We start from the raw sequence: 12,821 nt of genomic DNA on the forward strand, positions 1-12,821 counted from the left end.
GCCCGTCTCCCGAGAGCGGTGGTCAGGGGACCGCTCTCGGGGCGGCGTCAAAGCTCTGTCCAGCCGCGGGGTTCGCGGTCTCCGGTGAGGGGTGTCCAGATCTTGGCGTGCGGGCCTTCGGCTTCGAGGTCTTCGAGGATGGTCGCTCCGAGCGGGACGGAGGTCCCGAGACGGGTGACGAGATCGTGGTCGGCGGCCATGTGCCGCAGGTCGGTGATTCGGTTGTCTAGCGTCGGCCGGGACTTGCCGGTGAGGACGAACAGAACCCGGGGAAACCGCGGATAGAAGCGTTGCCACGCGAGCATCGCCGCGCCTTGGTCGGCGACGGTGCCGCGCCGGGCCGGCTGGGGCGTGTAGTCGTGGAAGCGGGCGTATGAGATCAGTTTGCGGGCCAGTCGCTCACTGCTCATGGTGGCCCGGTCGATCTCCACGAACGCCCGGTACTGGCGGCGGCGCGGCTGGGTGACCGTGTAGTAGAGGACGGCGTCGGCGATCAGCCGGTCCTCGCCGCCGGTGTCGGGGAGGCGGTGGGTTACCTCGGGAACCCAGTCCAGCGGTTCGTACTCGTCTCCCCGCGCACGCGCGTCGGTCAGGAAGGCGAGGTGGGCGCGGACACCGGTGAGGGTGTGCGCGGCGTGCAAGCCGGCGGCGGCGGGGCTTTGGATGACGGTAGCGGAACGCCCGCGCAGCTCCGACCATCCCTGGACCGCCTGGGCTCCGGCGGCGGTGAGGAAGTGGGCGTGGAGGCCGTGGCTGCGGCCGAGAACGGTGTGCGCGATCAGCCCTTCCTCGCGCAGCGGCGCGAGTTCCTTGTGGATCTTCCTGGGTGGGGTGTTGGGGGTGAGCATCTGGTGGATCTGGGTGGTGGTCAGCAGCCGGTGCTGGGCGATCAGGGCGAGGGCCCGGCGGGCGTGGGAGTCCGCGGTGGACGGCTGGGTCATGGCATTGGTGGTCATGCGTACGGGCCTGCCTTGTCGTCGTCATCGGGGGTGGTAGGTGGAGCGGCGCGCCTGGTGAGGAACGTGCGGACCTTGCCCTCCTGGGCGAGGGCGATGGAGGTTCGCTCGGACAGACGGCGGGCGCCGGCGTTCTTGTGCGCGGCTCGGGTGAGCGCGCCGACGTCCTTGGGGCGGGCGAGTTTCCCGAAGACCTCGGCGAGTTCGGGCCCGCGGATGAGCAGGGGGCCGATTCGTTTGCCGTCGACGGTGAACGAGGCGTAATGCCACCACCGGTCCAGGCCTGCGACGTCGCGGGGGGTGATGGTGCCGGGCCACTGGTCGGTGATCTCCGCGGTGGCGTCGATCGAACCGGCCGTGGTGGACAGGCAGGAAGCGTTTTGCATGAGGGCGGAGCGGGTGGTCGGGCTGAGGCGGTGCAGGAGCTGTGTCATCCCGTGGAGCCGGCACCCGAACTTTCTGAGCTGCTCGGTGATCTCCGCCAGGACACTGGAAGAGCCCTGGTCCAGTGAGATCAGCTCGTCGAGGTAGAAGCGGAAGGAGCGGCGCCGCTTCTGGGGGAGGTCACGGCGCGACAGCCCGGCGCGGAGGAAGTCGTGGACGATCAGCGACACCAACAGCCGGTCGGTGGGCCCGGTCCCGGGCGGGCAGATCCACAACACCCGGCTTCGATCCATGGCGCGGCGCATGTCGAAGCCGCTGATCGGGCACCCCAGGAACGCCCTGACGACGGGGGAGGACCCCAACCGTTCCAGCGGGTTCAGGACGACCGACAGACCGTCTTTCGGGATGTCGGGGAAGGTGGTCGTCCACCACTGTCGGGCTTCCGGTTCCAGGGTGGCGAGCACGAGATGACGAAACGTGGGATCGGTGAGCAGGGTACGGATCTGGAAGATGGTGGCCTGCCGGCTCTTGGCGCCGGCCGCGACGGCGGCGACGTTGACACACACCAGGGCCTCCACGGCCTTGGTGAGAAGGGTGAGCGCGCGCGGCGCGCTCACGTCCCCCCACCCCAGGGCGCTCGCGAACGCCTCGACCACCGCGGCGCTTACCTCGTGGGCGGGCTGCCGGCTGCTCATGTCGATCAGGTTCCAGCAGCCGAGCATGTCGCCGCTCTCGCGCACCGTCAGGTCGAAGAGCGCGACGCGGTCCATGATCGCGTCGTGCGCGAGATATCGGGCGACGTCGCCGAAGGAGTCGCCGTGCGGGTCCACGAACGCCAGACCGCGCCCGTTGTGCGCGCTCGCGACGGCCTGGACCTGCGCGCGCATCGTCTTGCCCCAACCGGCCTTGCCGGACTGGACCTCGAACAGGGTGTCGTCCTCATGTGTGGCCAGGAGACGCTCCCGCCCGTCGGGCCCCCGATACCAGCCCTGCGGGATCAAGTCCTTGCCGACCTCGTACGTCGGGATGTCGCCTTCCATCAGCGCCACCCGCGCCGACGCGGTGGTCGGCTTCAGGAAACCCGCCAACTCCTCGATGTGGGCCCACCCGCCCCGCGCCGGCCGCATCAGCGCGGTGGTCCACCGCTGGTCGAAGCGGTCCCGCCACGGCCACCGGTCCGGGCCGATGCGCAGGGGCCCGAGCGACCAACCGAGCGAGGACAGACGCGAGGCACCGGCGTAGACGTCCATGGCCGCGCTGATTCGCGCCATGCGCTGTTGCGCGTGCCCGTCCTTGTCCGAGGCGCAGCGCACCATGATCTGCACGCGCACCAGACCGGGGCTGTGGGCGAGTTTGCCCAAGACTTCGTCACGGTCGAGGCGTCGGGGCTGGGGTGAGATCACCATCTGTCCTCGGGGGGTGCCCCGCCACTCGGCCGGGTCGAGGAGCTTGCCCAGGGCGACGGGAAGACTGTCACCGCCGGTGTTCTGGGTGACCCACCGCGCGTCCCGCCTCGCATCCCGCCGCGCCTTCTCGCGGGCGCGCTGCATGGTCTGGAGGCGGCGGGCGGTCAGGTGCCAGCGGGGGGCGGGGGAGAGGTCCACGCACACCTCCGCCATGTCCCCGAGATCGGCGTTCAGGCCGGCGACGGCGTCGAGGAGTGGTTGCAGCGGGTCGGGATCCATCGGGACCTCGCGCAGGCGGGATCCGGGCTCCCCGTGCAAGGTCAGCACCGCGCGCACCACGTGCTCGCGCCGTTTGTCCGCCACCGGCGCGCACGACTTGACACGGACCCGCTCACCGTACGGTGTCTGCGTCAGCAGGGCGTGCGCGCTCGCCGGGGCCTCGATGCGGTAGGTCAGGGGCCGCACGCCGTCGGCGCGCAACCGCAGGCGCAGCGTCCGGGCCCGCCGCGGCGTCCACCATGGTCCGGAGCCGGCGGCGCGCGCGAGTTGCATGCCCTGGCGCCAGATCTGTTCGGGGCTCGGATCGAAGTGCGGTGCGGGGGTCACCTCGAAGTACGTCCGCCGCGAGAGCGCCTCCGCGGCCAAACGCCGTTGCACGGCCTCCCACCCGATCCACACGACGGCCGCGGCCAACGCGATCCACCACGCGTTCGCCAACACCCAATCGGCGAACGCCGCCAGGGCGCCGAGCAACGCGGCGCCCATCGTGAATACGCCGGCTGCCATCACGTGCGGTTCCATGATTCTCCGTTCCGGGTGTAGAGGACGGTCGCGGTGCGTCCGTCGAGGAAGGTTCCGGCCGGGTCGGCCCCGGCCCACACCAGCCGCACCACCGCCCGCACCGGTGGCGTCGCCGCGACCTGCTGGTGGGTCTGGGGTGTGCCGGTGGGCGCCTGCGGTGTGGGGGTGGTGTCGCGGCGGGCGGTGGCGGCCTGGATCCGGACCCGCGTGTATCCGGCGGTCTCCCCGAGCCACGCCGCACGCCCCAGGGCGAGCAACCGCTGTTCGTCCCGGGCCGGGAGGTCCGGTGTACTGGCCCGGTCGAGGGCGCGTTGAATGATCGGGTCCGCGGCCGGTCCCGAGTCGGGCGGCGGGAGCTCCCCCGGCGCCGACGCGGCGCCGGACTGCGTCGGCCGGGCCGGCCCCGACGGCGCTGAAGCGGCGTCCGCTGCCGGCTGCCCCGGGGCGCCGTGCCCGGTGGGTGACGGGCCCGCCACCGCATCGCGGGCTTCGGGCTGCGAAGCCGGCGAGGCGGGGGCGTTCGCGATGGCCACGGTCCGGGGCCCGGGGGAGCCGGTAGAACGGTCCGCGGCGGGCGCCCGCAACCCCTGGTGAATGAGGAGCGTTCCGGCGGTGGTGAGGATGGCGGCGGCCGCCAGAAGCCGGCCGCCGGTCCAACGGGAGGTGTTCACAGGAGCCTCGTGCCGCCCGCGTAGTCGGGCATGGCGGTCACGGGGTCGATGCGGACGGGTTTCCCGGGGCGGGGCGCGTTGATCATCTTTCCGTCTCCGAGGTAGATGCCCACGTGATGGATGAGAGAGTCGGCTGTGGGGCTGTAGCCGTAGAAGATGAGGTCACCCGGTCGCAGGGCGCTGATGCCGGCCGACGCCGGAATCCGCCGGCCCACGCCGGCTTGGGCGGCGGCGGTGCGAGGGAGGTTGATGCCGGCTTTCGCGAACGCGTACTGGGTGAGGCCGGAGCAGTCGAAGCCGGTCACGGTGCGTCCGTCCTGCCCGCCCGGCGAGCAGCAGATCCCCGTCGTGGCCCCGCTGGGGCCACCTCCGCCCCAGGAGTACGGCTGCCCTTGCTGGGCCAGGGCGGCTTGGATGACGGTGCCGATGTTGCCCGAGGGCAGGGCCGGGACCTTGCCCAGGGAGTCGTAGCGGTCGATGCCGCTCATCACGTCATCCACGTACGCCCACGACAGGTTGTAGGTGTGGATCGCCGCCCGAAGCTGCTCCCGGTCGGTCAGATCGCGGCCTTTCCCACACAGGTAGATGCCGGCGGACAGGGCGGCGTCGTCGGCGTTGTGCGGGTTGACCACCTTGTCGCCGTTGCCGTCCTTCCCGTACGCGCGAAACGTCTCGGGCAGGAACTGGAAGGGGCCGACGGCCCGTTCGTACTGGTCGTCGCCGTCCCACAGCCCGCCGTCGGTGTCGGTGATGGCGGTGGTGTTCCCGCCGGCTCCGGATCCGTCCAGACGGGGGCCGACGATGGGCGGGGTGATGTCCCCGCTCGCGCCGACCGCGTGACCGGCCGCGTGATCGGACTCGATGCGGGCGATCCCCGCCAGAACCTGCCACCGCATCCCCTTGCACCCCGGCACGTGCGCGGTGACCTGCGTGGCGCCGGTGAGGTAGGCGGACAGCATCCGTTCCGGGATCCCGGCCTCGGCCGCGCTCACCGCCGCGGTCACCGGCCCCCCGCTCGACTGGCTCGCCGCCACCGACATGAACACCGTGGCCGTGCACCCCGCGGCCGCCGACAGCAGCACCACACCGAGACATCCGAGTTTCCTCCAGGCCTTCACCGTTCGCCTCCGTCCGTGCGGTCGGCTTCGCGGCGACGCCGTGCGGCGTCGGCCTGTTCCTGGAAGCGGCGGCGCAACCGCTCCGCGTTCGCGGTGCTCGCGTCGTCGGCCCGGGACCCGGGCGCGGGGTAGGGCGTGGATCGTGCGCCGCGCGTGTCGGCCGCGGACGCGTACGGGGCTGCGCCGGAAGGCGGTGGGTTGGGCGGGGTGGTGCGTCGGGGGCGGATCGGTTCGGGACGCGGCGTCACCTCGGACAAGGGCGTGGACGGGATACGGGTGGCGAGATCGGGCCCGGACGTCGGGCGGATCCCCGAAGGCACGGGCATGCTGCCGCCATCGCCCCCGGAGGTGGTCAGGCGGCTGATGCCTGCCCGCGGTCGGGGCGCGGCCTCGGGGGTGGTCGGGGTGGAGGTGTAGATCGCCGCGCTGATCGCGGTGTCGCGGATACTTCGGTGGGCCGCCTGGCCGACCGCGTGAACATCGGCGAACACGGGCCGCCAGGACGCGGCGTCCTGGCGCACGCGGTGGCCGGCGACGTCGAGTTGCTGGAACACGTCGTCGGTGAACTCCGATGTGGCCACGGTCGCGCGATCCAGGGTGCGGGGCAGTCCCAGGGTCACCCCGTATCCGACGCGGGCGGTGCGGGCGGCGATCCGGTAGCCGCGCAGCCGTGAGGCACGGGCGTGGATCCGCGACCCCAACAGCGGCCGGTCGGTGGCCGGGTCGTGCAGGATCTGCCCGCTCTCCTCGTCGACCACCATCTCGCCCCGGGCACCCGCCGCGCCGGGAACAGCGCCCCCCGGACCCTGGCCGGCGACAGAGGACAAGACCGCCCCGGCCGGGTGGCGGGGAACCGGCTTGGGCCCGATCAACGCGGTATGCGCACCCCGAAGCACCATCGCGACGGGTGCGAAGCCGCGCCTGCCCTCGCCGAGGGCGTCGCCGAGCAGCCGGCCGGGCGACATCGGTGTGCCCGCGCCGTCGGCCATCGCGGCAAGGCTGCCGATCGACCCCCGAAGCCCCAACCCCAGCCCGGTTCCGGTGCCGCTTGAGCGGTCGGCGCCGTGCAGGCCGATGGCCGCGCCGATCTCGGAGGTGTCGCCGGTCAGGTGGCTGCCGCCGACCTTCCGGTACCGCATACGGGTGGCGAGGCGTTGGCCGAATCCGGCGGTGGCGGCCAGGATCCGGCGATGCATGATCAGGAACGCGACGGCGATGGCGTCCACCAGCAGGAGTCGTTCGACCATGACGGAGGGGCCGCTGTCGGCGAGGATCGCGTCCACGGCGATACCGAACATCGGCAGGGCCATCGCGGCCACGAAAGAGACCATGGCGGAGACGACGAACACTCCGATCCAGCGCCACAGCAGCATGCGGGAGGGCCCGGGGAGCATCGACCACACCCACGCGATGGGCGCGGCGGCCGCGGCTGCCGCCTCGGCGCCTTGGGCTCCGAGCAACACCACCGCCATCGACAGGACCATCAACGTCACCACGATCACCGCGATGAGCAGCGCGACGACCGCCCACACGCGTTCCCACGTGGCCGTTTGCGCGAACGCGGCACATTCCTTGCCGACCTCGCCGGCCGCTTTCAGGTTGGCGATGTGCTGCTCGAAGGTGACGTTCTGCCGCCGGCCATTGCCGTTCTCGCAGTACGGTCGGGCCTTCTCGTGAAGCTTGGCGCAGGGGTCTTGGTTGGCCAGGCAGTACTTCAGAGCCGATGAGCCCTCGGGCAGGAGCCTGCAATCCTCCGGAACGTCCTTCTTCTCGGGGTTGGGCGGGAAGTCGGTGTTGGTGCGTTCGCAGTTGTCCTTGATCGGCCCGAAGGTGCCTTCGCAGGTGTCGCGGGCTTCCTGCGTGATCTCCCCTTCGCCCGGCTTGGCGCGGGCCTCGTGGCTGCTTTGAACCCATTTCATGTGGGCGGCGTACGCGGCCTTGTCGTTGACGTTCTTCGGATCCAGGACACGGCCGTATTGCAGGAGCATGTAGGGCTTGACGATCAACGCGTCGGTGAGCGCGGCCTGAATCGGGCCGGTCGTCGTCGTGGGGTCGGAGCGCACCCGGTCGCGTTCCTTCAAGCAGCCGGGGTTCGGCTGGCCGGTTCCCGTCGCGCAGGAGTCGGGGCCGCCGAAGTAGGAGGTGGTGGTGATGGACGCGACCTCGACGGCCGCCCGGTGGGACTGGGCGACCGGCCCGTCCTTGCCGAGCAGGTGGTCGGGGCGCACGAAAGCGCTGGCCGCGAACGCGACGATGACCAGCGTCAGCATGATCTCGCCGAGTCCGGTGCCGACCTTCCCCCGCACGAAAAGGATCAATCCGAACGCGAAAGCCCATGCCAGGAACAGGCCTTTGATCCCGAGGGGGGCGACCACGTGGCGGGCGTAGGCGTCGGCGAGTTTCTGCGCGGGATCCGTCAGCAGGGAGGTGATCGGAAACCGGAAGACGAATCCGATCAGCCAGCACGCCAACCCCACCAACAGCCGGACCAGTGTGAACAGGCCTCCCAGCAGCATTCGGAGCAGTCCGTCGACGATGTCGAAGGCCACACCGACACTGGTCGCGGCGACCGCCATTTCGGCGGGAGTGCGTCCCGCGTTCAGTGAGAGGCTCTCCAGGTGGTAGCCGCTGAGCGGGGCGCCTTCGCTGCCGCGGATGTCGAGGGGAGCCAACAGGCCCCCGCCGGAGGTGGCGCCGTCCGCTGCCATCGCGACCGACGTGTTCGTGATCAGAAAGACGACCGTGAGGAGTGCGACGAATCCGGCGGCGCGCAGGGTTCCGCGGTCCAGGCGGTCCGTCCACCGGCGTATCCCGACCGTCGCCCACCACAGCGCGGGCATGGTGTTCACAGGGTCCTCCCGCCGGCAGCAGTGGGTCGGCCCTTGCGGCCGGGGGTGGTGTAGATGGCGTCCTTGATGCGGGGGACGTCGGGGACGACGACCTTGATACGGCCGATCTGCATGCGCGGGTCGCGCAGCAGCATTTCCCCTTCGCGGCCGACCTGGCCGACGGGGGACAGGCCGGTGGTCACCAGTCGGATCAGGTCCTCGTCCTCGCTGTCCAGGCCGAGGAACTTCAAGCCGCGGGCGGCGCGGGCGCTGTCGGTGGTGCGTGAGAGGTAGCGGTAGGCGATCAGGCCGGCGTCCTTGCCGAGTTCCTGTTCGTCGTGGGCGCCCATGAACGCGCCGGCGCCGTGCTTGCGGCCGTCGTGGATGATCTCGTGGATCAGTGCGGCGCCCTCGGCGGACGAGGTCAGCCAGTACACCTCATCAAGGGTGACCAGACAGAATCGGTCGGGCTCGGTGAACGCCGCCTGCCGGGCGATGGCCGCGATCAGATACAACACCGCCCGCCCGATCAGCGCCTCCAACGGCTGCTGACGCAGAATCTCGGCGTTGGCGAAAGCCTCCTTCGGGGGCAGGGTGAGGCCGGCGGTGGTGACCACCACCATGTCGGCGCCCATGTCCCCGTCGAGTGTCACCGGCGGGAGTTCCGGGTCGAAGACCATGCCGGCGAGGGGGTTGCCGCGGACGATCCGCAGCAGGTCGGCCATGGTCGCGGCGGCGTCCGCGCGACTGCTCCCGCCGGTCTTCGCGAGAGCCGCCAGGACGTCGAGAACCTTGCCCATGGAAGGCTCGGGGCCCCCGGACACCTCCTCGACCGCGTGGTGCAGCACGGCGCCGGCGGCCGTCATCGCGCCGACGCCGAGTTGCAGGGTCAGGTATGAGAGGGCGTAGTGCGCGCCGATGGCGCCCCCGAAAACGCGCAGGGGGTCGATGGAGATGTGGGCCTGGGCGGCGTCGATGATCTGGCAGCGCTCGCCCATGGACGAGCGGGCGAAGGTGGCCCATTCCCGGATCGGGGTGCGGTCGATGACGATGGCGTGCCCACCGCGGTCCACCACCGCGGTGGTCACTTCCTTCGCGAGCACACTCTTGCCGCCACCGAGGTCGCCGCATACGGCACTGGACGCGGACGCGTTGACCTGCGGAGCATCGGCCGGATTGATCAGGACTGGCCGGATCGTGCCACTGTCGAGATCGTGCCCGATCATGATTCCCGTCGGATCCCCCACCCGAGACAGCGTCAGGGCACCGGCCGCGGCCCAGTCCTCCGACAGCTGATGCTGGGTGAACTGCCCGAGCTGCGCGGCCCGCGCCGTCCCGGGCAGGGACAGGGCGAACAGGTCTTCTTGCATGCCGTAGGGGCGCACCGCCCGGTAGTCGCCCCCCGACAGGGCCGCCGAAAGCTCCCGGGCCCGAGCGTCACAGGTGTCCGCGTCGCCGGCCCACACGGTGAGCACGGTGACCGACTGGACCTCGACCTCCACCGACGTCCGCGCCATGCGGGCGTCCTCCTCGGCGAGGTCCCCGGCCGCATCCGGCAAGCTGTGCGGCATCCCGGTGGGCTGCGCACCGTACTGGTCGGCCTGATCGAGCAACTCGCGCTTCTTGCGCTGCACCTGCGCACGCGCCTTCTTCGAGGGCACCACCCGCAGGTCCACCGTGACGTCGATCGGGAAAGGCAGGCCCTCCAGTTGGGCCAGGACGTCGGCGGCCTCCACCGACACCGCGGGCGGGAGCTCCGCCAACACCAGATGGGACTGGTAGCCGGTGCCGGCCTCCGACTCGACCTGAAGCCACCGACGGCCCAAAGGCGAGGACGTCGCAGCGGAACGCCACCACAGCTTGCTCGTCTCCTTGTTCTCGGCGCGAACTTCCTGCCCTCCTTCGGCGACGCGGATGTCGCCCAGGTCGGCGTAGGAGGGGGACTGGAGCCGGCCCGCGCGAACGCGGCTGCCGTACAGCGGGCTGTGTTCGGCGTCGGAGAGCAGAGGTTCGTTTTCAAGGCCGCGGTGTATGGCGTGCTGGAGCATCCACACGATCTCGGCCGGGGACGCGGGCCGCAGTCCGATACCGCCCCCCAGTGAGGATTGGATGCGGTCGGCGTCGGCGAACGCGGCCGTCACCTCCGCCTCGGGAACCGGGACGGGCGCGAGGTTCAGATTCGCCGAGAGTTCGGAGTAGAGGGCGGACAGGGACGCGGTCGAGCCGTTCGCGGCGACGGGCACGGCGAGCCACAGGGTGCGTTCGTGCATCTCGCGGTCGGCGAGGAGATCGACGGCGGCCGCGCACGTCTCGGCCCACTCCGGAAGCCGGCGCCAATCCACATCCGCGACCATGCGTTCCGCGATCTCGCCGGGGTCGGTACGGGCCGCGAGGACGAAAAGCCGCGGGTCCATGCCGGGCATCGACCGCACCAGGGACGTGACCCGCCCCAACAGCTCTTGGTGCACGCGAGTGGGCAGATAGCCGCCCGGGAGCGGGGTGACCTTCCATACCGCCCACACCCGGCCCGTGACCGACCACAGCAGATGACCGGCGACGTGCCGAAACGGGGTCTTGATCACGCCGCGCTCCTCTCGGTCTGCTCGGCGTCGGCCAGCAGCCGCGCGAGACCCGAACCGCCGGCCGCACGAGCGGCCGGCGCGACCGGTGAAGCCGGTTTCAGCGCGCCGACCCGCGCCCCCGCCACCCTCGCGGGCGCGGCGGCGCCCGCGAGGGTGGGGGCGCACTGGATGACGAACCGGGGGCGCAGAGCGCTGGACGCCTTTTCACGGGCGACCCGCCCGCCGATCCGGCCGGCGGGGTGACGCATCACGAGGGAGAGCGCGCCGAACCCGGCGGTGAACGGGTTCTGACCGGCGATCTGCGTACCGCGCACCGCCCACACCGCCCCCACCCACAGCCCGATCGGGATGGGGCCGGCCCATGACCACCAGTCGTAGCCCTTGATCAGGGCGAAAGCGCCTCCGCCGATGACGACCAACTGCGCGGGGGTGTAGGGGCCGAACCAGATCGTCCAGTCCCCGAGCTTGCCCAACACCCACGGGTGCCGGCGCGCGCTCGTGTAGTTCCGGGCGACGCCGTGGCGTCCCGACTTGCTCACAGCACGCCGCCGCTCGATCCGCCGGGCGCCGAGACGACCGTCCCGGCGCTCTTGGACGGGTTCTTGATCTCGTCGGTGACCTTCCCCGACAGGGTGTCCTGGGCGGCGTAGATGGCGAGGGCGATCACCATCGCGAGGAGTGCGCCGATGGCGGCTTTCATGGACAGCTTGCGGGCGATGGTGGCCAGGACGATCGCGGCCAGAGCGACTTTGATCCCGTTGTCCGTCCACCCGGCCAGAGTGCCGATGAACGAATCGCCCAGAACCTTGAACTCCCCTGCCAGCATCACGGAGGTGTTCATCGGGCACCGCCCGAAACCGTGGCGGCGGGCGACGCCGAGACCGCGGGCGACGCGGTGGGCGTGCCGGCACCTGTTTCAAGTGCGCTGACCTCCCACCGGCCGGCGCGCGCGGTTACCTCCACCCGATACAGCAGCGGCCACCGCGTACCGGCCCGGTCCTCACCGACCACCCGCACCCGCGCCCGGGCCCGCGCACCGTCGGCCGGGGCCGCGTCACCGGCGGCCTGCTCGGCGTCCGCGGACACGTCCTCGACGTCGACCTTCGTGTACGCGCTCACACCCGGCGGCGTCACCCGGACACCGGGGGAGAGGTAGCGGTCGAGGCCCGCGCTCTGTCCGCCGGCGAGGTAGGCGCGGACGAACTCACCGAGCGTGGTGGCGAGCGGCCCGTCGGCGGCGATGGTGTGCGTGAACCGGGAAGCGGGCGCCCTCGCGGTCTCGGGCGCGGCGACCTCCGCCGGCGATCCCTCGATCGCGAGCGGGCCACCGTTCTCGCCGCCGGTCCCGGACACCGCGAAGTACCGCGCCGCGGGGGCGGGGACGGCCGTCGAGCCGGTTGCGGGCGTGGGTTCGGTTCGGTCGGTGACGGCCGCGACCACCACGGTCCACGTCCCACCCGGGGCGAACGTCGTGCGCAGGGCCACCACACGGGCACCCGCGGGCTTCTCCTTCTGCTCCTCGTTGGTGCGCTTGGGAAGCTCTGCTTCGGGAGCCATGGCGCGCACGGCGGTTCCGGTGGTGTTGTCGGGGTTGGCGGCGTCGGCGCGCAGCCACAGGTCGACGAACATCGCGGCGGCTCCGGCCGGGTCGGCGGCCGGTCGGGCGGTGTCCTGGACGCTGGGGGCGGGTGCGGCCTGGGCGGCGGTGGTGCGGGGCGTCAGGAACGCGACGGCCAGGGCGAGGGGGCCGGCCGCGAGCGCGGTCCACACCCCGATCCGGATCAGGTTCGGGCCGCGAGAGACGGATCCCGCGGCCGGGACGGTCTCCGGTCGCGTGGTCCTCAACGGGGTCGAGGTCGTCCGGCGGATGCGCCGTGACGGGCGAGGTGGGGGAGTGGTCGGGCTGCTCATCGTGTGGCCTCCGGAGAAGTGGGATTCGCTCTGTCTCAGGCAACGGCCTCGACGTCACCGGTTCGCTCACCACGGCAAGCCCTTCGGCGTCACGAGGAGACAACTCCTCGGACTGGTGACTCACCGGTGACTCACCACCGCTCGAGCGAAACTCCCCACCGCAG

At 71.5% G+C, this 12,821-nt stretch carries 9 protein-coding genes; all 9 read right to left on the minus strand.

Going from position 1 to position 12,821, the window contains the following annotated elements; all coding sequences use genetic code 11:
* Positions 1-47: 47 nt before the first annotated feature.
* Genes ACFYW3_RS32935 through ACFYW3_RS32975 form a run of 9 tightly spaced genes read right to left on the minus strand, consistent with a single transcriptional unit; the run spans position 48 to position 12,591 of the window.
* Positions 48-956 (minus strand): replication-relaxation family protein, encoded by a 909-nt coding sequence (locus tag ACFYW3_RS32935; RefSeq protein ID WP_389388207.1) that lies wholly within the window; start codon positions 954-956, stop codon positions 48-50.
* Positions 953-3,532 carry an ATP/GTP-binding protein gene (locus ACFYW3_RS32940; RefSeq protein WP_389388208.1) on the minus strand — a complete coding sequence of 860 codons (2,580 nt, stop codon included), beginning with the start codon at positions 3,530-3,532 and terminating at the stop codon, positions 953-955. The genes ACFYW3_RS32935 and ACFYW3_RS32940 overlap by 4 nt, the downstream gene beginning before the upstream one ends.
* Entirely contained in the window at positions 3,532-4,218 is a 687-nt protein-coding gene (locus tag ACFYW3_RS32945) for a hypothetical protein (RefSeq protein ID WP_389388209.1), read from the minus strand. The genes ACFYW3_RS32940 and ACFYW3_RS32945 overlap by 1 nt, the downstream gene beginning before the upstream one ends.
* Positions 4,215-5,336 carry an NlpC/P60 family protein gene (locus ACFYW3_RS32950; RefSeq protein ID WP_389388210.1) on the minus strand — a complete coding sequence of 374 codons (1,122 nt, stop codon included), beginning with the start codon at positions 5,334-5,336 and terminating at the stop codon, positions 4,215-4,217. The genes ACFYW3_RS32945 and ACFYW3_RS32950 overlap by 4 nt, the downstream gene beginning before the upstream one ends.
* Positions 5,333-8,185 carry a hypothetical protein gene (locus ACFYW3_RS32955; protein WP_389388211.1) on the minus strand — a complete coding sequence of 951 codons (2,853 nt, stop codon included), beginning with the start codon at positions 8,183-8,185 and terminating at the stop codon, positions 5,333-5,335. The genes ACFYW3_RS32950 and ACFYW3_RS32955 overlap by 4 nt, the downstream gene beginning before the upstream one ends.
* On the minus strand, positions 8,182-10,746 hold the full coding sequence (locus ACFYW3_RS32960; RefSeq protein ID WP_389388212.1) for an ATP-binding protein: 2,565 nt from the start codon (positions 10,744-10,746) through the stop codon (positions 8,182-8,184). Before ACFYW3_RS32960 ends, ACFYW3_RS32955 begins: the two co-directional genes overlap by 4 nt.
* The gene (locus ACFYW3_RS32965; RefSeq protein WP_389388213.1) at positions 10,743-11,285 is read right to left on the minus strand and encodes a hypothetical protein; all 543 of its coding nucleotides are present in this window, start codon (positions 11,283-11,285) and stop codon (positions 10,743-10,745) included. Before ACFYW3_RS32965 ends, ACFYW3_RS32960 begins: the two co-directional genes overlap by 4 nt.
* Complete coding sequence (locus ACFYW3_RS32970) at positions 11,282-11,587, minus strand: hypothetical protein (RefSeq protein ID WP_389388214.1); 306 nt, start codon at positions 11,585-11,587, stop codon at positions 11,282-11,284. Before ACFYW3_RS32970 ends, ACFYW3_RS32965 begins: the two co-directional genes overlap by 4 nt.
* On the minus strand, positions 11,584-12,591 hold the full coding sequence (locus ACFYW3_RS32975; RefSeq protein WP_389388215.1) for a conjugal transfer protein: 1,008 nt from the start codon (positions 12,589-12,591) through the stop codon (positions 11,584-11,586). Before ACFYW3_RS32975 ends, ACFYW3_RS32970 begins: the two co-directional genes overlap by 4 nt.
* Positions 12,592-12,821 lie beyond the last annotated feature (230 nt).

The organism is Streptomyces sp. NPDC002602, from assembly GCF_042889445.1.
Classification (GTDB): Bacteria; Actinomycetota; Actinomycetes; order Streptomycetales; family Streptomycetaceae; genus Streptomyces.

Coding starts and splice junctions, on each gene's coding strand:
- ACFYW3_RS32940 (WP_389388208.1), bottom strand. CDS start 3,532: ATGGCAGCCGGCGTATTCACGATGGGCGCCGCGTTGCTCGGCGCCCTG.
- ACFYW3_RS32970 (WP_389388214.1), bottom strand. CDS start 11,587: ATGAACACCTCCGTGATGCTGGCAGGGGAGTTCAAGGTTCTGGGCGAT.
- ACFYW3_RS32935 (WP_389388207.1), bottom strand. CDS start 956: ATGACCACCAATGCCATGACCCAGCCGTCCACCGCGGACTCCCACGCC.